This is a genomic window from Nostoc sp. MS1, from assembly GCF_019976755.1.
In the GTDB taxonomy this organism is placed as follows: domain Bacteria; phylum Cyanobacteriota; class Cyanobacteriia; order Cyanobacteriales; family Nostocaceae; genus Trichormus.
Genome location: NZ_AP023441.1, coordinates 6,351,295 through 6,373,428 on the forward strand (window position 1 = coordinate 6,351,295; position 22,134 = coordinate 6,373,428).

Below are 22,134 nucleotides of genomic sequence, written 5' to 3' on the forward strand. Positions count from 1 at the left end.
GATTTCTCCCGACTGCCTGTCGACTCCCACCTACAGTTTAGGACTGTCTGTAGCAGCTGGTAAGGGGGATCAAGGATAATATTGAATGAATTTTCAAAAACCTTACCGATGACATACAGCGCAATCATTTATCTAAGCATGGTTTCCACTGTATTAATCGGTACTAATAATGTGAAATATTAGATATACTAATCTAAACAGTGTAAACCAGCATTTATCGATTATTTAGTAAACGTAGTTTTTGCGATCGCTTCAAAAACCTCACCCAAGGCTGTACTGATAATTCAACAATCTGTTGGGGTGTAAGGTTGGCTGTAAATATTTCCTGCCCAGACTTCACGCCGCTAACCCCTAAATTCTCTAACACAGCCGTTGCCTTAGCATCTAAATCAGTATCCGTAGAGATAAATACCTCTAGGCTGCCTTCTGGCTGTTGATTTAGCGCCATAGTTAGGGCAGAGTCTAATTTTTGGTAGTTCATAATTTGAAATTCAAAATTCAAAATTCAAAATTTAACAATTTATTGAGTACTCAGCACTCTACTAGATTCGCCGCATTAATCAAGCCAAACCCCCATTTAGGGTCAAATGTTCCCGCAGGCTTACCAGGGATAGAACTACTTTTACGGAGTACGTCTTTAACTGTACTTGGGTCTAGATGTGGGTTGCGCTGTAGGAGTAGGGCAATTAAGCCACTAACAAAGGGTGCAGCCATACTTGTACCAGACATAGCGACGAACTGGGGATTAATCGTCATTGAGCGATCGCTATTAGCATAACTAGAAAGGGCAGAAATAATCATCGCTCCTGGGGCAGCTATATCTGGTTTTTGGGCATTGTTGCGTAAAGGCCCTTCACTACTAAAATCGGAGATGGTATTTAACTCTAGTCCCATTTCTTGAACCTGACCATCTATATCTTGATACTTGGCTTTGGTGGTGTAAGCAGCAACCGTTACCGCAGTACTAGCACATCCAGGGGAACCGATTTTAACGGCATCCTTAACGCTTTTACCTGTAAAAATAACTGAACAGTTATCATCCAACGCCCATACATCCAATTTAGTATCATTTGGCGATGTATTGCGTAACCGCAATTGCCACACACCACCTTGTACTGGTGACTTACCCTGACCGCGAATCTGTACGAAGATATTGTAATCACCATTGGCTGGGTCTGGGCCTGGGGTGACAATTTCTACTTGAGAATCTGGTAAATTGTAACTTTGGCTAGGATTGCCATCAGTAATGATTTTTTGGTAAGGACTGACAAAACCGTTGGGACTCCTTACCGATACTTCTAATTGACCAACACTGCTATACCAAGCATTTAACCAGACGATGCCGATTTGATTTAAGGGAACATGAAAGCGCATTCCCCGGCTGCGTCCACTAGGGATATTTGCTTGACCGTGAATATTGTAGTTACCCTCATTACCCGCAGCACAACAAACAATTCTACCAGGGCCGGATTCTGCGTCGATAATTTTGGATAAAGAATCACTACCATCATGGGCATCACCGTGACTACCCAAGCTGATATTAATTATGGCTGGTTTTCCCAACTCACCAGCTACGCGAAAAATATAGCGGATACCGTCGGCAATGTGAGCGTCTTGTAAATCAGATTTGACAATGATTAATTCTGCTTCTGGTGCTACACCCCTATATGTACCATCTGCACCAGCCGCAATGCCAGCAACATGAGTACCATGACCTTGGGTATCTTGAGAGATGGTGAGTTGTGCTGCTTGAAATTCTGCACCGTAACGTCCCTCATTTACACCCGGCCCTGGTAGAGTTTGATCCCAAAGACGTAAAGTGCGATCGCTAAAAGCTGGGTGCTTGGCATCAATTCCTGTATCAATAATACCAACAATCACACCTTTACCTGTTAGTCCCGTTTTATTTTGAAATTCTGGTAATTGCACAAATTTAGGTGCAACATCCATCCGTAGATGAAGTTGGCCTGATGGCTTAATTCTATGAATGGCAGTTTCTTCTGATAAGGCTGAAAGATTTTCTAGAGGTAAAAAAGCCGTCCTTACATTACCAAAATTCTGATTAAGTTCCACACCATACTGTGAAAGATGACTTAAATCAGCGTCAGCATCACAGTAGATAAACACAATACTTTTAGTAGGTTTAAGAATACTCTTAGGCGGAAGTATACCTAGTAATTTTCTATGCTGATTTAAAGCCGTGTCTGCTTCATTTTGAAAGTCTTGATAAGCCAACAATAACCCAGGAGCAAGTTTTTCATGTTGCATTTTAAACCCAACTTTGCAGCATTATTTTAGTTAACTAGCGTTGGTATCGATGCAACCTTGGTATTAATTGAATATATTTAAGAATAAGATTAAATATAGCAGAATATATGAGGATTGCTCAAATTTTGTCTATTTTATCAGCATAATTTTTGTGACACTTGCTTATCTATATTTCAAAAGTACAAGACAAATTATACATTTGCTGAAAATTTTCTAAAATTTCATATAGACTGATATAGTTAAAAGACGATGATAGTGTTAAAATTGCCATCAGCAATCACTAACTATTATAAAGATTTAATCGTTAGTAAAGCAGACAACAACCATAACACTATCATTTAAAATTACGGAAAGATGAATGCTAGAGGTTTTATTCTGCTAAAGATTTACCAGTCTTAGATAAAAGTTTACCTAATCTTTGCAGAGGGCCTTTGAAACCTCTTTTAGCTTCTTGTCCTGCTTGTGCTGTTTGTTCTCCTAGTTTTTCTAGAATATTGCTAATGTCAGAGGCTTTAGAGGTTTTGCGGTTTAAAGCCTGTTTCAATTCCTTGAGTCCGTTAGCAACTTCTTGTAGATTTTCGTCATCTAATTTGTGCAGCAAGTTATACCATTTATCGATAGAACCTACGGCTGCGCCTGTATCAACTTTCGCTAAATCTTCTTCCAGGGTTTCCACTACAGCATCAATTTCTTCAATTTCCTCGTGGTCTTCAGCTTTACCCAAAGAGTTGCCAACTTTAGTTAATTGTTTTCCTAATTTACGCACAGGGGTTCTGATTTCTTTCTCAGCATCAGATGCAATATTAGCGGTTTGCTCACCAATTTCTATTAGCACCTCGCTAATTTCATGACCTGTAGCTTTGTTGCTTTTCAGGTGTTGTTTGAGTTGCTTTAATTGATTAGCAATCTCTTTAATTTCTGGCTCTTTAGCTTTGTGCAGTAAGTTGTACCATTCATCAATTAAACCGTTAGCATCTTCACTGGAGAGTGTAGATAAGTCGCTATTTAATGCAGATTGTAGAGTTTCTAATTTTTGATCCCAATCATTATTACCTTGTGCATCTGCACCATTTTTTTGAGATGCTTTTGTATTGGTGTCTTGATTATTTGCACTACGCTTGCTTTGGTCTTCTGCTCTGGTTGCCATAAATGAGACTAGCTTAATAAAAGTACACGTCTCAGTGTAAAAAGCTAATTCTGTAATTCCCTCATTCTTAAGGGCAGTATTAGATACTAAATATTTAAATCATATGACAGAGGATTTTTTGGGAAGTGGGGAGTAAGTGTTTCAGTTAACAGTGGACAGTGGAAATAATCTCATAACTGTCAACTGTCAATTGTCAATTGTCCACTGTCAAGTAGAATACTTGCCGTTGATTTCTACGTAACCTTCTGTTAAGTCGCAACCCCAGACGGTAGCCACTGCTTCGCCGATGTTGAGACTAACGTTAATGTCTACTTTCTCTTGAGACATGATTTGTTTTAACTTTTCCAAATCATCGGCTTGGAAGGTATTTGGATATACTTGCACATCATCAAATCTAATTACTACTTGGTCTTGATTAATGTCGCGTTCATCTTCACATTTCCCTATAGCCATCGCTACACGTCCCCAGTTGGGGTCTGCACCGTATACAGCCGTCTTTACTAGAGGAGAGTTGACAATGGCTTTGGCGACTCGTTTCGCTTGAGTGTAGTTAGCTGCTGAGTCTACTGTTACCTCGATTACCTTAGTCGCGCCTTCGCCGTCACGGGCAATCTTTAAAACTAAATCTTGGGCTATTTCTTGTAATGCAGTGGCAAATTCTTCTTCAGGAACTTCACCCGCTAAACCATTCGCCAAAATTACCGCACTGTCACTAGTCGAAGTGTCGCTATCTATACTTAAACAGTTAAATGTTTTATCTACAGTAGAACGGAAAATTTTCCGCAATGTGTTTGCAGGGATAGCTGCATCGGTAAAGAAGAAGGCTAACATGGTCGCCATGTTCGGCTCAATCATGCCGACACCTTTAGCAATACCTACTACTTTGGCGTTACCAACTTGCCGGGCAGCGATTTTGGGTACGGTATCGGTAGTCATGATACCGCGTGCAGCTAAATCGAAATCAGCAGGTGTCAGTTTTTTTCCCATACCTACCAAGCCAGCGCGGATTTTTTCTATTGGGTAACGTCTGCCGATGACTCCAGTGGATGCGATCGCTAAATTCTCAGGAGCAATCCCAGTTTCCTGGGCCACAAGTTGTATAATTTCCTGGGCATCAGCAAGACCAACAGCACCATTGGCAACGTTGGCATTTTTGGAAATCACAATCACACCTTGCGCTTGACCATCTTGTAAATTTTGGCGACTGATAGTTACACTAGGCCCAGCGAATAGGCTTTGGGTAAATACCCCATCAGCAACACAAGGTACTGCCGATTGTAAAAAGACAAAATCCTCAGTAGTATCGCGGATACCTAAATTGGTAATAAATGTATTGAAACCTTGGGGTGTGGAAGATGCAGTTAGTGACATTTTTATCTAGGAAATGTAGGGACTAGTGAGTAGTAACAGCTGAGTAAATAATACCAGTCCCATTTCCTCTGCCTAAATTTTTTAGCAAAATAAAATTTGCTAGAGAGCCTCAAGCCCTTGTGTGAGATAATTTGCCGCACTTTTATGGACTAAACAGACTGATGAGGCGTGTTTAGAATGAATGAAATAACAAGCAGCTGATTCTACACACAGAGCTACAGAGGAACGCAATGCTGATTTTTGAGGAGCATTTTCAAGATAATCGCTGTAGCTGGGTAACACGGGATAGTGCCGAGTGTAGCCTTTGCATGGATGTGAGTCATTATATATTTGACCATAAACGTGCAGGCGAGACATATTGGCTTTCGTGGAACTCAGCCGAGTTCTTTTACGAAAGAACTAACTTTCATATTCATATAGTGCTGGAAAAAGCTGCTGGCGTGGAAGATCACGGTTTTGGTTTTGTGTGGGGGCTGTCAGACGTTAGCAATTTCTTTGAGTTTGTGATTTCTGGAAATGGTCACTATCGCATCGCCGAGGTTAAAGAAGGTAGCTTTATTAATTACACCGATTGGAAACGGTGCGATCGCATTCATCGCACTGACGCAGTTAATTTATTAGAAATTGCCCGTGTCGGTGATATGGTTGAGTTCTATATTAATAGTACTTTGATAGATAAGTTTCCGGCCGACAAGGTAATGGATGTACCTGGGAAAAATTTTGGTTTTATCATTCACGACAAAATTAAAATGAGGGTACATAGCTTAATTATTACCTCCCCTGATACAGAAAAAGATTCTGTTGATGCTCCTCATGATGCTGGTAATTCCAAACTGGAAACTAAAGCTTCCTTTGTTGAACATGACCCCCCAGAAAAAGATACTCTGGATGCAGTATTCGCGGATTTAAAGGCATTAGTAGGACATGAACAAACCAAACGTCACCTGTTCTCATTAGCAAATTACCTCAAAGTCCAAGCCGAACGCCGCCAGCGAGGGCTAAAAATAGTAGACACTTCACTCCATCTGATGCTATATGGCCCTCCAGGTACAGGTAAGACAACCATCGCTCGGTTAGTGGGACGCTTGTATAAGCAGTTGGGTTTCTTTCCACGGGGACACGTTGTAGAAACCGATCGCGCTGGCATTATTGGCGGTTATATTGGACAAACTGCCTTACGTGTGGAAAGTGCTGTACAGCAAGCTATTGGTGGTGTATTGTTCATCGATGAAGCCCACGCCTTGGCAGCTGAAGATACACCCAACGACTTTGGCAAGGAAGCATTGCAGATATTAATTAAGCGGATGGAAGATTACCGCGATCGCATGGCGGTAGTTGTCGCTGGCTACACTGATGAGATGGATCGCTTATTAGCACTAAATCCTGGGCTGAAATCGCGTTTAAATCGGTTATTTTATTTAGATCACTATAGTCCTAATGAATTATTAGCGATTTTTAAGAAATTCTGTCATGATAACGGTTATATTTTAGACCCATCAGCCATTATCGTCCTGCAAGCTACTTTTGAAATGGCTTACGCCAAACGGGACAAAAGCTTTGGTAATGGGCGTTTTGCCAGGGCGCTGTTTGAGCGCAGCATTGAACAACAAGCCAACCGTATTGTTACGCATCTACGAGAGTTAGACGATTATCAAATTAACTTAATTTTGGCTGAGGATCTGTCTTTTATGTAGGGGTAGTTGACAGTTGACAGTTGACAGTTGTCAATTGTCAGTTGTTTTTTCTCCTCTGTTCCTTGTATATTTTTTTATCTGCAAGTTCGTAAGCGATCACGCATTGTGATGATGGCTAAAGGCGATCGCAAAACATAACAGCCATCATTACCAATCAGCTTGAATTGCTTGCTGTAAATCAGCCGCTTCATCATCACTCAAAATACCAGCAAATTTCGCTAGAGGATGATGACTACGTGTTTTCTGAACCCGATGCAAAAAATCTAACATTACTTCAACTAACTCATCTGGAACCTCTGCAAGTTCTTGGATAAGCTGCTTGCGGCTGGTCATACATTTGCCCTCTTTAGCAAAGTCTATCCGCTAAATATTATAACGAATCAATGAATGAGTCTCAAAATGAATTAAGTAAGTCGGTGGGAAAAAACAAAACTAAGTTAAGAAAGGTAAACAAAGCTATAACCCTCTTCCCTCCTGCCTCCTGCCTCCTGCCTTGCCATAGCGATAATTTTTAACACTGAGCTACTTACATAGGTTTAGCGTAGGCGGAGCATCGTCGCAGACATCGCTAAAATTCCCAATCCCCATCACCCAGGCTAAATGTTTACCATAAGAAAAAAAGGTTAGCAGGAATCTCTCATGAATTTATTGACTTACATGATGCACTTAGTAGGTTCTGGTGCTTTTGCTTACTACAGTGCTGCTCAGATCCGTGACTCTAAAACTCGCCCTAATATCCTTGCTGGGTTTCAGTTAGCGGAATCTGGATCTGTGCCTTTTTTGATAGCATTAAGCGATCGCGCCGCCGCCGAGGGCGATACATGGTTAGCCCAAAAGCTCCAACAACACGCCTCAGATGAAACTAGGCATGGTCAAATTTTCGCTCACGGTTTAAAACAACTCAATAAACAAGTCATAGATTTTAAGAGTCAACCCCAAACTACATCTACAGATAAATCACAACAGCAGCGTAGTCCATTTTTTGCAGCCTTTTTTGAAGGTTACACCGCAGAACAACTAAAACCTGCTGTTATTGACTGGAATGTATTCATGGGTAGCACTTACATTCTGGAGTTAGATGCAAGCAAAGACTTTGCCAGGATGGCGAACGCATTACCCGATGATGAACCTGTTTCTCGCAACTTAAAACTGGGGATTTTGAGTGTCGCTAAAGATGAAACTAGTCATGCTGCTTATCTTTATGAAGCAATGACACGGCGAATGTCTCTTACCCAAGTACAAAAGCTGATAGATGAGTGGCGTACTCGCAAAGTTAACGCGAGTTTTGCATTTGCTAGTAATCTTTTACAAGGCAAAGCACCAAATCGTTCGCTAGTACAAGATAGTATGGCTTCATAAAAGATTCTGAACTGATTTGAACGTGAGTTCTACGGTTTAGCTAAACGCCGCAAGAAGAAGGCAGTTGCGTGACTGTCGGCAGAGTCGGCTAACGCACTGCCTCATGACTTGCATGTCAAAAAAGAGACAGTCTCTGACCAAAATTGAGCGTAAGTGAAATACTGACATCTTATACCTTCTCAATAAGCAGGTGATGGGCTTTTAGCAACAAGCTGCTTATATAAAAATGATGTATCACCTAATGAACCATCAGGAAAATAAGCATAGTTGGGAATTTTACCCACCAAAACATAGCCAAGAGAAAGATACAGCTGCTCGGCGATACTATCTGTCATAGTATCCAGTGTGAGTAATGTCCTACCTTGACTAAGAGCAACTTGTTCTAGGCGTTGCATCAGGCTTCGTGCAATTCCCTGTCCCCTAGCTTGGCGATGTACAAGTAGTTTAGCAATATCAGCTCGGTGTGATTGATTTGGTGGTGTAGTCAGACTCAGTTGAACTGTCCCGACTGCTCGACCTTCCACAAGTGCCACTAGGAGAATTTTATCTCCTTGGGCGACAGCAGGCAGAATAGTTTGCCAATATGCGATCGCTTCTGTCACAGTAAAAGGCATCATAAAGCTAACCGATGCCCCACTAGTAACAGCATCAACCAGAATCTCACTGAGTTCTAGTAAACGAGATGTAGCTTCGGCAGCATCAATTTCGACAATCTGATAGTTGCTTGCCATATCTAACCCAAAAACAACTGATAGGCTGGATTTTGACTCTCATCCCAGTAACGATAGCCAAGGGTATCAAGAAATGCCTGCCATTCTTCCATCTCTTGGGGTGGAACCTGCATTCCTACAACGATGCGCCCGTAGTCTGAACCGTTGTTACGGTAGTGGAACATACTAATATTCCAGTTGGGACTCATGGAGGCGACGAATTTCATCAACGCGCCAGGGCGTTCGGGAAACTCAAACCGATAAAGTAACTCATTGTGCGCTAAAGGAGAATGTCCACCTACCATGTGCCGTAAATGAAGCTTGGTAAGTTCATCATCGGTTAAATCTAGAGTTTCAAAACCGCAGTCTTCAAAAGACTGTACCATTTTGGCTCTATCGGCACGGTTTTGAATTTGCATCCCGACAAAAATATGGGCAATTTTTTCGTCAGCGATGCGATAGTTAAACTCTGTTAAGTTGCGTCTGCCAATACAGTCGCAAAACTTCCGCAAACTCCCTGGTGTTTCGGGAATTGTCACTGCAAAGATGGCTTCGCGCTGTTCTCCAAATTCTGCTCGTTCCGCCACAAAGCGCAGACGGTCAAAATTCATATTTGCACCGCAGGCTACAGTAATTAAGGTTTGTCCTTCAATTTGCTCACGTTCTACATAGGCTTTAGCACCTGCGATCGCCAATGCTCCAGCCGGTTCTAAAATAGAGCGGGTATCCTCAAATACATCTTTAATCGCCGCACAGGTATCATCTGTATCCACTAAAATAATCTCGTCTACATACTCTTGACACAGGCGGAAGGTTTCTTCCCCTACTTCTCGCACTGCTACACCATCGGCAAATAAACCCACCTGTGATAACCGTACCCGATGCCCAGCTTTCAATGATTGGTGCATGGCATCAGCATCAACTGGCTCAACCCCAATAATTTTAATCTCTGGGCGTAAGCGTTTCACATAAGCGGCAATTCCCGCAATTAACCCGCCGCCACCAATAGCGACGAAAATAGCGTGGATGGGTTGCTGATATTGGCGGAGAATTTCCATACCAATAGTTCCCTGTCCGGCAATTACATAAGGATCATCAAAGGGGTGAATGAATGTTAAACCTTTCTCTGCTTCTAATTGCCGCGCGTAGGCATAGGCATCATCATAGGTATCCCCATGTAAAACTACCTCTCCACCTCTGGCTTTAACTGCATCTACCTTTACTTGGGGAGTAGTTATAGGCATGACAATAATTGCCTTAGTGCCTAACTGTTTCGCACCTAGCGCCACACCTTGGGCATGATTTCCCGCAGATGCAGCAATTACACCCTGAGTAAGTAAATCTGGTGGTAGGTTCGCCATCTTGTTGTAAGCACCGCGCAGCTTAAAGGAAAACACAGACTGCATATCCTCGCGCTTTAGTAGCAGTTTATTATTCAGTCTGCGAGAAAGATTAGGGGCGTACTCCAGTGGTGATTCCTGGGCAACATCATATACACGAGCAGTCAGGATTTGTACGAGGTAGTCGCAAAGCATGGGTAGATGGCATGTGCAAGGGCTGGATCAAGATTAATTTTACGTTAAGTTTGTCCCTATACTTTGCTAGTTTTAGCGATCGCTAACTGTAACGGTGCTTAAATGTTCACAGGACAAACTAGACTTTACCAATTTTCACGGAAGTGAGGTACAGTTTTGAAACGCAGAGGAACGCTGAGGGAAGCGCAAAGGCACGCTGAGGTTTACCCAATTCTATTAGCGATGTGCTTAGTATCTCAGCAGATGAGGAAACGCTATATGTAAGTTCTAACTTCATAATTAATAGTTGAGTTCGTTTTTATTCTCATCTGGTCACTACTTTCTTTTGGCGTAGTCAGTAAAATTATGGAGTTGTTTCATCTGGTAGATTAACTTGAGATTAAAGAAAGATACACATATAGTAAATAGCTTTAAAAGCGATTTCTAAAAATTGATTTATGCAAAATATCTATGGCAATCTTCAAGGCATAAAGTCGAGCCATCTGAAGAAATTACAACGACTTTATGAAGAACGGCAACCAGCAGATAGATTTATAACGCTGGAATTTGCTCAGACTTTAGCAGCAATTACTAGCGAAATTCATCACCCAATTTGTTGTTATATTAATCGCCGTGGGCAAATTCTGCGGCTAGCTGTAGGGACACCAAACCAAACCCAAATCCCGACAGATGAATTACCACGGCGTAGTGCAGAACGTTTAAGTGGTATTCGTTGCATTGCAACTCAATTGCAATCAAAATCACCCGATGACACAGCATTGATTGCAATGGCGCTTCAACGTTTAGATGCTTTAGTAACTTTAACTGTAACTGATAGTCAACCCGAAGAAGCTTTTTTAGCTTATCTCATCCCTGATTTAGAAAAACCTTGGATAGTTTCGCCTCCCCTCAGTTTGGAAGATATCACAGAACAAGATTTTGATGAATTAGTAGCAGAATGGGAAAAAGATATTTCTGATGCAGGGGGAATAGTTTTACCTCAAAATAATAACTCCGACCAAGATAGAGTATTGCTTGTAGGTGTCAAAACAGATGATATATCTGACCAACGATTTGCAGATGGACTAGCTGAATTAGTGCGACTTGTAGAAAGTGCTAGGGGAATTGTGTTAGATACAATGCGACAAAAGCGTAGTCAACCCCACCCGCAAACAGTAGTTGGTACGGGAAAGGTTGAAGAAATTACGCTTTTGGCACAAAAATTAGGGGCTAATTTAATTGTTTTTGACCGTGATATTTCCCCATCACAAGCTCGTAATTTAGAGAATGAAATTGGCATACGAGTTGTTGACCGCACAGAAGTAATTTTAGATATATTTGCTCAACGCGCTCGCACTCAAGAGGGTAAATTACAAGTAGAATTGGCACAACTTGAATATACTCTGCCTCGGTTGCGTGGTCGTGGTCGAGAAATGTCGAGATTAGGTGCGGGAATTGGTACACGAGGCCCTGGTGAAACTCAACTAGAAACAGAACGCCGGACAATTCAGCGTAAAATTGCTCAATTACAGCAGGAAGTAAATCAACTACAAGCACATCGCGCACGTATCAGACAACAAAGACAGCAGCAAGAAATTCCTGTTGTGTCGTTAGTGGGTTATACCAACGCTGGTAAATCAACTTTGTTGAATATATTAACTCACGCAGAAGTTTACACCGCAGACCAATTATTCGCCACCCTCGACCCAACAACGCGCAAAGTAGTAATTACGGAACCAGAAACTCAAGAGCGTAGGTCAATTCTATTAACAGATACAGTAGGGTTTATTCACGAACTTCCACCCTCGTTAGTAGATGCGTTTCGCGCCACTTTAGAGGAAGTAAGCGAAGCAGATGCTTTACTTCATCTAGTTGACTTGTCTCATCCAGCTTGGGAAAGCCATATCGCCAGCGTGCAGGAAATACTTGGAGATATGGCAGCAACTCCTGAAAAAGTGTTGCTTGCTTTTAACAAAATTGATCAAGTAGGTAGTGAAACTTTAGCAGGCGCTCAACAACAGTATCCCCAAGCCGTGTTTATTTCCGCAACTGAAAAATTGGGTTTAGAAACTTTAAAACAGCAATTGCTGCAATTAATTGATGAGAAGGCGGGTGTAGAGGTATAGCGAAAGACCAATTTCCAATTCAGAAACCTGTCTTATATTTCTCACAAGGATAATTTTTATGCTATGTATTGTCGTTCATGGTGGAGCAAAAACCATTAGCGAAGAGAAGGTTGAGGCTAACCATGCAGGTTGTACAGCAGCAGCCGAAGCTGGTTGGGCAGTGTTAATTAGTGGTGGTACAGCCGCAGAATCGGTTGAGGCTGCTATCCGTGTCTTTGAAACCGACCAGACATTTAATGCAGGTTTTGGTGCAACCCTTAACAGCGATGGAGAAGTAGAGCTAGATGCAGCAATTATGGAAGGCTCCTTATGTTGGGGGGGAGTCGCAGCAGTTCAGGGTGTACGTCATCCGATTTCGGTAGCAAGGAAGATTATGGATGACAAACCCAGACTGCTAGTAGCAGAAGGTGCTAAAAGATTTGCTACTGAGTGTGGAGCCGAAATGTGTAGAAAAGAGGCTTTGGTAGCCGACGAGCAGAAGCAGCAGTGGAAAGAAGATCAAAAAGTTAGCGATCGCCCCAACACCGTAGTTTGTGTAGCTTTAGATAAAAGCGGCACTTTAGTAGCTGGTACTTCTACTGGTGGTACAACTCATCAACAAGCTGGTCGCGTTGGTGATAGTGCAGTCGTTGGCTGTGGTTTGTATGCTGACGGCAAAATCGGCGCTTGCTCAACAACAGGTAATGGCGAATCGATTATCCCCGTAGTTTTGGCTAAAACTGCGATCGATTTTTTGAATGGAGACAGACATCCAGAGGAAGCAGCGCAAATGGCGATCGCAGCGCTGAAATCTAAGGTTGAAGGAGAAGCTGGATGTATTATTTTAGGTTAGTTATTGGCAAGAGCATTTTGGCTTCAGTTACGCCAAAAGAGAAATGTTTGATTGTTCTACTTATTTAGATGATTTGAGTCAGGATAATGGGTTTGATAAACTCCTCCCTCTATTCCCTTTTGATCATCTCAAACCGGAAAAACACGCTGTTAATCCAGATACCCATTACCGTTTACTTAGCAAAGTAACTCTTGCTGAATTGGGTGTGCAATGTCCTAAATATGAAACCTACAATTTACACCAAGTTGATATTGCAGATATTGAGTTACAGCAATTTCCCTATTTAATTAAAACCTCTCACGGGCTTTCTGGGGAAGGTACATACATCATCAAAAGCACCAGCGATTTGAATTATTGTCTAGAAGAAATTAAAAAATATCTGGATATCAAGCTGCTGGATACAATTATTGTTTCAGAGTTCGTCAAGAATGAAGTGCAGAACTACTGTGTGCAGTTTTATGTCAACAAGACGGGAGAAATAACTCTGATTGGTACTACCAGTCAATTAGTTACACCAGAGGGTAATTATTTAGGGGGACTAATTGACTACAGTAAAGATTATATGAGCAAGTTCTCTGACATGATTGCTGCGATCGCTCAGTATGCTCATCAACAGGGTTATTTTGGTGTCATTGGCTTTGATGTATTAGAAGATAGGGACGAACAACTTTTTGCGATCGATGCTAATTTCCGTGTGAATGGTTCGACTCCACTATGCTTACAACGTCATACCTTACTCAACTTAGGAAAAGAGGTAGCTAAATATTCAAGTGATTACCGTATAGAGGGAACATTAGACTCTGTTTTAATTAACTTGAAAGCAGAAATAGAGCGCAAAGATTTAATTATTCTCTCAGCATTAGAGAAGGTCAAATACGGCAAAATTTATACCGATATTTATGGCATAGTGGCTGGCGAAACGATTCAGGAAATGCAGTACATTGAGCAAGAGTTACAAAGTAAAGGATTGCAACAGGTTAGTTAAGAGTGCTGAGTGCTTACTCAATATAAGTTTGATAAAAACATAATAAGGTGAGCAAAGCCCACCCTACGGTTACTGGAATCACCAATTACCAACACCCAAGCTATGATAAGTGATTAAATGGACATGATATTAATTGTTCCTTCTACAATACCTCTGTTTTTGCATTATATGCTTCAGGTAATTTCCACCAGGGAAGATGAGGATATTCGTGATGTTCTTCGTGATAGCCGAAATGATAGCAAGTAACAAAAGACCAGAAAACAGGAAATCCAATACTCCGCGCACAATGACGGTTATTGTAACCACCTTCTAACCTTCTGTGAGGTAAAAATGTGCCGAAATAAAATAACTGCACTGAACTTAAAATAGAAGGTATCATCCAAAATAGTGTTAAATTATCCTCAGGTATTTTGAAGAGATTTTTTACTGTGTGAAATATTATCACTAATCCAAAAAACTGTGTCCATTGCCAATAGGATTTCATGAAATGGAAATACCAGAGGAAGAAGTTTTGAGGATAAACATTGTGATAATCAGGGTCTAAATCACTACCTGGATGTCGATGGTGTAGCCAATGTTTTTTTAATAAATCTTTATAAGATAGTAGTCCATATAATATTAAAGATAATTTACCTATAAAATTATTAATTTTAATATTTTTAGAATAAACTACACCGTGCATAGCATCATGGGCAGTAATAAACAAACCTGTATACAAGAATGTTTGCCAGATAATAGCTATTCCTAATAATACAACATTCATTCTAGTTGTATCTAATGAGAATAAAAAAAGTAGACTAATAGCCCATATAAATATAATTCCAAAGGCAACAAATATACCTTTATTAGCTCCTCTCTCTTCTATTGTTGATGGGTACAGAACCATCTGTTCTGATTGCAAAGATGATGCTTGACATTGAACCATACTTTTCTACCGTTATGATTTGTTGATGATTTACAAGTTAAAATACACAATTCTTCTAGAGACACTTCTGTATCTCAAGATATTTAGGTTTAAGATGTCAACTAGCTTTTACATAGTTTTTGGCAAAATTAGCAGTTATTAAAAATCTATCTAGTTAGGTGACATTTTTAAGTATTACACAATATTAACATTTTGTTACACTTCTACTATAAGAAAAATTTTTCTCATAATTATCTGTCTATAGTTTTAACTATCTCTTCTACTCAAGCAAGAAATTTAGCCTTAAATTTGCTTTAATATCCAGCAATTAATAAATATAAATCTGGCAATAACAAAAGATGATGCAGAAACATCTACACTATGTGCTTATATGAAGATACCGCAAATACTCTTTCTCTTAAGGCTTCAATTTTTAATTTATATTCGATGTCATTTTTTCATTAAATGACTCTAATATTTTTTCATAAAAGTATATTGATATATATTCATATTCTTGTTATTTGTCTGAGGACAGTCCTCAGTTCGCAGATATAGCTTAGATACCTGATAAAAATATCTTTCAAATCTACAAATCACTTTATATAAATCTGAACTTTCACCCAAATTAGATAGAGAACCTGGCAAAATCCACACCTATAGTTATTCGGTTTTACTCACCAAGTCTTGAGTTGGGTTGTTAGCTTAGAGAAGCGATTAGTTACAAACTTAAACTTTCACATTTGTAGTTAGTTGGCAAAACCACAGTCTCTGGGGTTTTTAGGAAAGATTAATGCCAAAAAAGAATCTGTTTTCTGTAATAGTAATTTCATTCTTAGTTTTCCTCATGGTTGTATCTGCCAAATTTGTCGATAACACTCACCCCATTAGCGAAATGTATGTATTTGGGGATAGCCTGTCAGATGCAGGTATGGTATTTCGGGCGACAGGGGGAACTTATCCACCCCAGCCTGCATACTATCAAGGACGCTACTCCAATGGTCGAGTGTGGGTTGAATATCTGAGCGATCGCTTACATCTTACCCCCAAGCAAACCAACAATTTCGCCTATGGAGGCGCAATTACAGGTAATGTTGGTAATGCTTATGTACCTAGTTTATTGGCTCAGGTGCAGTCATTCACACAAACACACCAAAACACTAACCCCAATAGCTTATATGTACTATGGGCAGGAGCAAATGATTATTTGCAAGGTGTAACTAATGCAAATATTCCTGTGCAGAATGTAACTCAAGCGATCGCATCTCTGAGCAAAGTCGGTGCGAAAAAAATTCTTGTAGGAAATATACCAGATTTAGGACAACTACCAGCAACGCGAACAAACGCAAATTCTGCTAACCTAAGTACGTTAACACAAGAACACAATCAAGGATTAAGGCGATCGCTTAAACTTCTGTCTCAACAAAACTCTAACCTTGAGATTGTCACTTTCAATGCCAACGCTTTGTATCGAGATGCTATTGCCAATCCAGCGACATTCGGCTTTACTAATGTAAGTAATCCTTGCTTATCTGGCTCTAACGCCTGTGGGAACCCTAACCAATTCTTGTTTTGGGATGCTATTCATCCTACAACTGCGGCTCACCGCATTATCTCAGATATTGCCTTTTCCGCCATCCAAGAAGCTGGGATAGTAACACCCGGAGTCATTAGTCAACAGTCAACCCATTTTTCAACTATGGACTATTGACTATGGACTATTGATTACTAAAATAAATACAAAAAAAGGCAGGAAGTCCTACCTTTGAACCCAAAAAAAGCATTTTGTAACCAAATACAATATTAAATATGCCATGCTGTTGTGGCAGCCATATTGCAAAACTACGACAATGATGTGAAATCTTTAGTGGACAGTTGACAGTTGACAGTTGTTTTTTCTCCCTCATCGCCCCCCACTCCCCCATCTCCCTACTAAACTGTCGCCAGATTAGAATTAACTAACTTCCCATCCTCCATCTGTAAAATCCGATCAGCAATATCCAAAATGCGATAGTCATGAGTCACCATGAGGATTGTACAGCCTTGTTCGTAGGCGAGTTTCTGCATCAAGTTAACTACGTCTCGTCCCGATTGGCTATCTAAGGCGGCTGTTGGTTCATCGGCTAATACAAGTTGTGGATAACTAACTAAAGCACGCGCGATCGCTACTCGTTGTTTTTGTCCTCCCGAAAGTTGATCGGGGTAATAATGCAAACGGTTTCCTAACCCCACTTGTTCTAGAATCTGCACTGCACGAGTTTCTATCTCTTCTAACTCAATGTACTCGTGTAGTTCCAAGCCCATTTTGACATTTTGTAGTGCGGTTAAACTCCCATGCAAATTATGTGCTTGAAAAATATAACCATTGCGCCGACGCGCTTGTACTAATCTTTCTGCACTAGCATCACAAAGTTCCTGTCCCAACACTCGCACACTACCAAACTGAGGCGATCGCAATCCTCCTACCAAGTTGAGTAAGGTAGTCTTACCAGAACCAGAAGGCCCCGTTAAAATAACGATTTCACCAGCACGAATTTCTAAATTGATATTAAATAATACCTGCTTACGCAACGAACCATGACCAAAGTAGTGGTCAAGATTGCGAATTGAAATGACTTTTAGCATAAATGGGGAGTGGGGAGTAGGGAGTAAGCAGCAAATGCTCTTATCTAAAACATATCTGCTGGGTCAGCACCTTGAAGCTTACGAGTAGCGATCGCACCAGAAATTGCACACATAATAATAGTTAAAATTAATACTTGCAATGCCCGGATAGCTGTCATGTACATAGGTAAGTTTGTGGCAGTGCGAGTTAGGTGATAAAGTCCTAAAGAGATAGTTAAGCCAGGGAGAAAGCCTAGTAATGCTAAAATTACGGCTTCCTCAAATATCACACCTAATAAGTAATAATGGCGATAACCAATGGCTTTGAAGGTAGCGTACTCTCGCAGATGAGCATTCACATCTGTAGATAAGACTTGATAAACAATAATTACACCAACTACAAACCCCATTGACACCCCGATACTAAAAATAAAACCTATAGGGGAGTTAGTACGCCAAAAGTTGTTTTCAAACTCAATAAATTCCTCACGAGTCAGCACTTTCACATCTCCAGACAGACGCGCTTGTAATGCTGATACCACTTGTTGACGATTCACATTAGGTTCTAACTGAATCAAACCAACACTGACACTAGAAGCTGGTTGTCGGGGAAAAAAGCGCAAAAAGTTTTGATCGCTAGTGATGAGAGTACCATCAGCACTAAAAGAAGCCCCTAGTTTAAATAGACCACTAATTGTAATTGTGCGCCGTTCTAGTTCAGTTTTAACAGTCTGACCTTGGTCTAATTGGGCAATAGTTTCCTGATAATCTCCTCTAGACGCACGATCAAATATAACTGTATCTGGTAGCTTAATTTCTGATAGTTTTTGATTAACTTCGGGAAAATCGACGGCTGGTCTATCAGGATTAATCCCAATCACCAAAATTTCCGTATCACGGCGTGTTTGGGGATTCTTCCACACCATATTACTGACATACATCGCCTCAGCAGTTTTCACTCCTGGGATATCCATTGCTTGATAAAGTCGTCGGCGGGAAAACGTAGAAATACGTTGTAAGTTGCGAGTTTGCGAACCGATGACAACAATATCAGCCTTTAAACTGCGATGTAACCTAGTGTTACTGTCATAAAGCGCCGCTTGAAATCCCAACTGCATAAACATTAGCAAGTCAGCAAAAGCAATACCTGACACTGCTACCAAAAGCCGACTTTTCTCATGGCTTAGTTGTAGCCATCCTAAAGGCGTTCTTCGCCGTAGTTGATTAAGCATAGTGAACAGTTGACGGTTGACAGTTGACAGTTGACGGTGAACATAACTTGATAACTGTCATAGTTCAATAACTGCCTTAACCTGCATATTTGTTAAATCAGCAGCTTGTTGACTAGATGCAGGATTTAGGCGGATGTAGACTTCTACTACTCTGTTATCGACATTACTAGAAGGGTCAGTATTAACAACGTTTTGCCGTCGTACTTGTAAGCCTTTGCGTTCTACGGTTCCCTGCATTTCTACAGGTATGTAATCACTAATAATTCGTACTTTCTGCCCTGCTTTGACTTTGCTGATATCGCTTTCGTAGACTTCGGCTACTACGTACATTTGATTGGTTTGTCCAATATCAGCAATACCATCGCTGGAGACTAATTCCCCTGGACGAGTGTGAATCTCAAATACTTGAGCATCTTCACTAGAAAAGTCTCCTGATTGTTTGGGCCAGCGCACGTAGGCTTGTTGTAAATCTACCTTTGCTTCATTAACAGAGGCGATCGCTCGATCAACTTCGGCTTTGGCTGCTTCTACATCTACTCCCCGAACTTCGCTGATTTGTGCTAATGTGGCTTTGGCTTGTTGGAGTTGTTGCTGGCTAGTGGTTTGGATGCGCTGTAAGTCGGCTTGGGCTGCGAGTAGGCTTTTTTGGGCTGTTTCTAGGTCTAACCGCTTGCGATCGCCCTCTGAAGCTGATACAGCCCCTTGTTGATATAGGGTTTGATAGCGTTGGTTTTCGGCTTGAGCGTTTTTCACTTCCGCCTGTAACCGCGCTACATTAGCTAGTTGCGCCGCAATATTACCCCTTGCTTCCGCCTCCAACTTGGCGATCGTGGCCAGTTGCGCCGCAATTTCCCCGCCTTTGGCTCCAGCTTTGGTACGGTTAAGGTTAGCTTGCGCTACCTTCACTTGTTCTTGCGCTTCCTTTAACGCCGCCTCTAAGCGATCGCGGCTATCCAAAATCGCAATCAATTGTCCCGGCTTTACCCTATCCCCCTCCTTCACTAACAATTGTTCTACCCGACTACCCTCACTAGATGTAGTCGCCGAAAGTTTAATCACCTTTCCCTTTGGCTCAATCCGTCCTAAAGCCGTTACCGTTTTTAGCTCTGGTAATAATGCTCCTGGTGCTTGTACCTTTTGATTAGATGCTTGGCGAAAATTTAAACCTATATAAAAACTGATTCCTATAGCAACAAAAGATGCAAAACAAGCTAAAAAAAGCGCTGGACGTAAAATCGATTGAGGAGAAATTGAACGGTCTAGCTTTGAATTTTGCACAATCGCATACCTTTGTAGCAATTTCAACTTCGCTGACTCAAATCGAATTTTATTAACTTAGTCATTAGTCAACAGTCAAAAGTTAACATTGAACATTTATCAGTTTTATAACTAGTACAGATCCTCTTATATGCTCAAATCTACTCAATATCTGATCTGAGATATACAAAACTAAACTGTTTAGTTATATAATATAATTATACTAAACCGATTAGTTTAGTCAATACTAATTTAGTTATAGCAGTTGACAGATAAACTAAGACATCAACTAATCATAAAACCCTGACGTAAAAGGGAAGTCCAGGACAGTAACTATAGACTGTTGGCCCTTCGGGTTCGCCAGTTCCCTACGGCGGGAGACCCGCCTACAGGAATGGACTCACTATGGACTAATGACTAATGACCAATGACCAAGGACTATTAAAATGGCACGTTCAAAACTAGGGGAAACAGACCGTTCTAACTCTACCGATAAAGTGGAAAAAATTCTGCAAGGAGCGATGCAGGAATTTTTAGCCCACGGCTATGCAGCAACTAGTATGGATAAGGTAGCGGAAGCGGCTGGAGTATCCAAAGCGACAGTATATAGTCACTTTCAAGATAAAGAAGGTTTATTTAAAGCACTGATAGAGAAACTAGCAAGAAAGCGGTTTCAGTCAATTTTAGGAACCCAAGCTTTGCAAGGTGAACCTTATATAGTATTGAGGCGGTTGGCGAAAACAGCCTTAAATCAGATGGTAGATGATCCAGAATATCAATCATTTGAGCGTCTTTTAATTGGTGAGTCAGCACGTTTCCCAGAATTAGCGCAGATTTTTGTCGGTAGTATCGCCAAGCCAGCCATAGATACTATTAGTAAATACTTAGCTTCTCGTCCAGAACTCAACATCCCAGATCCAGAAGCCACAGCGAGGATTTTGATTGGTTCATTAGTGCATTTTGTGATGACGCAGGAGATTATGCACGGTAAAGATATTATGCCAATGGAGAGCGATCGCTTAATCGATGCCTTAACACATCTCATTATTAACTGTGCAGATTAATACTCAACGATATAACCAATTATTAGTGACTGTGTGATCGCTTCTAGAGCGCTTTATTAACTATTTCACATTCAGCATTTTAACTTAACCTCGCTACAACATAAATGACTTCCGAAAAAATACTGAAGTATATTCTTGTAGGACAAAGAAGGTGCTTTTATTTTCAGATTATAAAGAGAGAAAATATATGCAATATCTTCGCTCAAGCTATAGTTTGAGGAATTGTCCTCATTCAATTTTCATAAAAAGATAAGTAGTTTTACGCGCACAACAGTCATAAATTCAAGTGTAAAAAGATAGGAGGGGTAACAACTAACATTTGCTTTAGCAACATTTTATGAACAAAAAAATCTTCAATAGTCTAGCGGTTGCTACAACTTTGGCAGGCGTTATTGCAACAGCCGGAACTGCAAGTGCAGCTTCTCTAACTAAAACTGCTACCTTTACAGCATCTACAGGTGATTTTCAATTCACCGATTTTGATCAAACTCTTAGCATTAAAAAGTTTGATTCATCCCTCGGTAAACTCCAGAAAGTAACTCTTGATTTTTTAGGTGAAATTAAGGGAGATGGAAAGTTTGAAAACAGAAGTGCTAGTTCAGCTAGTATAACCGTGAATTTGGGTGGTTTCCTCTCTTTAGATCAAACGCAATTAGGTGTACCCCCACTTTTGCCAGTAACTCCCAAAACAGTTATCACCTACAATGTTGCTAAATTTGATGGCAAAACTGATTATGCCGGGCCTTCAGGAAGAACCTTTACTGGTTTATCTGCTTCCCAAGCAGGAAGTAGAGTTTTCACTGATTTAGCATCTTTAAATGTATTTACTGGTACAGGCAATTTAGACTTTTTGTTCACAGCTTTAGCTGACTCGATAGTAAGCGGCTCAGGCAACATGAGTTACGAACTCAATACATTGGCTAGGGGAAGTGTTGCAGTCACTTATGAATATAAAACAACTCCTGAACCTTCTGTAGTCATTGGTATGGGTGTTTTTGCAGGTCTGGGTATGCTCTCAAACCGCAAAAAACAATTGCTGAAATGGGCAAAATCATAAGTTCTCTAAAAGG

General features: G+C 40.7%; 18 protein-coding genes and 1 pseudogene. 8 read left to right on the plus strand and 11 right to left on the minus strand.

The genetic code is table 11. The annotated features are described in order from the left end of the window. Positions 1 to 214 precede the first annotated feature (214 nt). From NSMS1_RS27460 to argJ, 4 genes are all read right to left on the minus strand, one after another. Complete coding sequence (locus tag NSMS1_RS27460) at positions 215 to 481, minus strand: hypothetical protein (protein ID WP_224087807.1); 267 nt, start codon at positions 479 to 481, stop codon at positions 215 to 217. A 50-nt stretch (positions 482 to 531) separates the two neighbouring features. Then, complete coding sequence (locus tag NSMS1_RS27465) at positions 532 to 2,268, minus strand: S8 family peptidase (RefSeq protein ID WP_224087808.1); 1,737 nt, start codon at positions 2,266 to 2,268, stop codon at positions 532 to 534. Positions 2,269 to 2,638: 370 nt separating this feature from the next. Further along, positions 2,639 to 3,415 (minus strand): hypothetical protein, encoded by a 777-nt coding sequence (locus NSMS1_RS27470; protein ID WP_224087809.1) that lies wholly within the window; start codon positions 3,413 to 3,415, stop codon positions 2,639 to 2,641. A 207-nt stretch (positions 3,416 to 3,622) separates the two neighbouring features. Then, on the minus strand, positions 3,623 to 4,786 hold the full coding sequence (gene argJ, locus NSMS1_RS27475; protein ID WP_224087810.1) for a bifunctional glutamate N-acetyltransferase/amino-acid acetyltransferase ArgJ: 1,164 nt from the start codon (positions 4,784 to 4,786) through the stop codon (positions 3,623 to 3,625). Between the two features lie 230 nt (positions 4,787 to 5,016). On the opposite strand from argJ, the gene NSMS1_RS27480 reads away from it, so the two are divergent. Next, positions 5,017 to 6,480 (plus strand): AAA family ATPase, encoded by a 1,464-nt coding sequence (locus NSMS1_RS27480; RefSeq protein ID WP_224087811.1) that lies wholly within the window; start codon positions 5,017 to 5,019, stop codon positions 6,478 to 6,480. A 147-nt stretch (positions 6,481 to 6,627) separates the two neighbouring features. On the opposite strand, the gene NSMS1_RS27485 is transcribed toward NSMS1_RS27480, so the two are convergent. Further along, a complete protein-coding gene (locus NSMS1_RS27485) occupies positions 6,628 to 6,813 on the minus strand; it encodes a hypothetical protein (protein ID WP_224087812.1) in 186 nt (61 codons plus the stop codon). Between the two features lie 306 nt (positions 6,814 to 7,119). On the opposite strand from NSMS1_RS27485, the gene NSMS1_RS27490 reads away from it, so the two are divergent. Then, positions 7,120 to 7,839 (plus strand): ferritin-like domain-containing protein, encoded by a 720-nt coding sequence (locus tag NSMS1_RS27490; protein ID WP_411908650.1) that lies wholly within the window; start codon positions 7,120 to 7,122, stop codon positions 7,837 to 7,839. A 179-nt stretch (positions 7,840 to 8,018) separates the two neighbouring features. On the opposite strand, the gene NSMS1_RS27495 is transcribed toward NSMS1_RS27490, so the two are convergent. Further along, positions 8,019 to 8,570, minus strand: a complete 552-nt coding sequence (locus NSMS1_RS27495; RefSeq protein WP_224087813.1) for a GNAT family N-acetyltransferase — start codon at positions 8,568 to 8,570, stop codon at positions 8,019 to 8,021. Positions 8,571 to 8,572: 2 nt separating this feature from the next. Next, complete coding sequence (gene ilvA, locus NSMS1_RS27500) at positions 8,573 to 10,084, minus strand: threonine ammonia-lyase, biosynthetic (protein ID WP_224087814.1); 1,512 nt, start codon at positions 10,082 to 10,084, stop codon at positions 8,573 to 8,575. A gap of 437 nt (positions 10,085 to 10,521) precedes the next feature. Between ilvA and hflX the strand changes: the two genes are divergently transcribed. The 3 genes and pseudogenes from hflX to NSMS1_RS27515 form a co-directional block, all read left to right on the plus strand. Beyond that, positions 10,522 to 12,189 (plus strand): GTPase HflX, encoded by a 1,668-nt coding sequence (hflX, locus tag NSMS1_RS27505; RefSeq protein WP_224087815.1) that lies wholly within the window; start codon positions 10,522 to 10,524, stop codon positions 12,187 to 12,189. A 58-nt stretch (positions 12,190 to 12,247) separates the two neighbouring features. Then, on the plus strand, positions 12,248 to 13,021 hold the full coding sequence (locus NSMS1_RS27510) for an isoaspartyl peptidase/L-asparaginase family protein (RefSeq protein WP_224087816.1): 774 nt from the start codon (positions 12,248 to 12,250) through the stop codon (positions 13,019 to 13,021). Then, positions 13,017 to 14,006, plus strand: a pseudogene (locus NSMS1_RS27515) (carbamoylphosphate synthase large subunit); the annotation flags it as partial. The gene NSMS1_RS27510 and the pseudogene NSMS1_RS27515, both read left to right, overlap by 5 nt. 142 nt (positions 14,007 to 14,148) lie before the next feature. On the opposite strand, the gene crtW reads toward NSMS1_RS27515, so the two are convergent. Next, the gene (crtW, locus tag NSMS1_RS27520) at positions 14,149 to 14,931 is read right to left on the minus strand and encodes a beta-carotene ketolase CrtW (RefSeq protein WP_224087817.1); all 783 of its coding nucleotides are present in this window, start codon (positions 14,929 to 14,931) and stop codon (positions 14,149 to 14,151) included. Between the two features lie 823 nt (positions 14,932 to 15,754). Here crtW and NSMS1_RS27525 point away from each other — a divergent pair. Further along, positions 15,755 to 16,618 (plus strand): SGNH/GDSL hydrolase family protein, encoded by an 864-nt coding sequence (locus tag NSMS1_RS27525; protein WP_224087818.1) that lies wholly within the window; start codon positions 15,755 to 15,757, stop codon positions 16,616 to 16,618. 221 nt (positions 16,619 to 16,839) lie between these two features. Here the strand turns inward: NSMS1_RS27525 and NSMS1_RS27530 are convergent, their stop codons facing one another. The 3 genes from NSMS1_RS27530 to NSMS1_RS27540 are packed head-to-tail and all read right to left on the minus strand — an operon-like array spanning position 16,840 to position 20,021. Further along, positions 16,840 to 17,532 carry a DevA family ABC transporter ATP-binding protein gene (locus NSMS1_RS27530; protein ID WP_224087819.1) on the minus strand — a complete coding sequence of 231 codons (693 nt, stop codon included), beginning with the start codon at positions 17,530 to 17,532 and terminating at the stop codon, positions 16,840 to 16,842. A 44-nt stretch (positions 17,533 to 17,576) separates the two neighbouring features. Next, a complete protein-coding gene (gene devC / locus NSMS1_RS27535; RefSeq protein WP_224087820.1) occupies positions 17,577 to 18,743 on the minus strand; it encodes an ABC transporter permease DevC in 1,167 nt (388 codons plus the stop codon). 57 nt (positions 18,744 to 18,800) lie between these two features. Beyond that, positions 18,801 to 20,021, minus strand: coding sequence for an ABC exporter membrane fusion protein (locus NSMS1_RS27540; protein WP_224087821.1), 1,221 nt, complete (start codon positions 20,019 to 20,021; stop codon positions 18,801 to 18,803). A 425-nt stretch (positions 20,022 to 20,446) separates the two neighbouring features. Between NSMS1_RS27540 and NSMS1_RS27545 the strand changes: the two genes are divergently transcribed. Next, entirely contained in the window at positions 20,447 to 21,064 is a 618-nt protein-coding gene (locus NSMS1_RS27545) for a TetR/AcrR family transcriptional regulator (protein ID WP_224087822.1), read from the plus strand. Positions 21,065 to 21,401: 337 nt separating this feature from the next. Then, complete coding sequence (locus NSMS1_RS27550; RefSeq protein ID WP_224087823.1) at positions 21,402 to 22,121, plus strand: choice-of-anchor E domain-containing protein; 720 nt, start codon at positions 21,402 to 21,404, stop codon at positions 22,119 to 22,121. Positions 22,122 to 22,134: the final 13 nt, after the last annotated feature.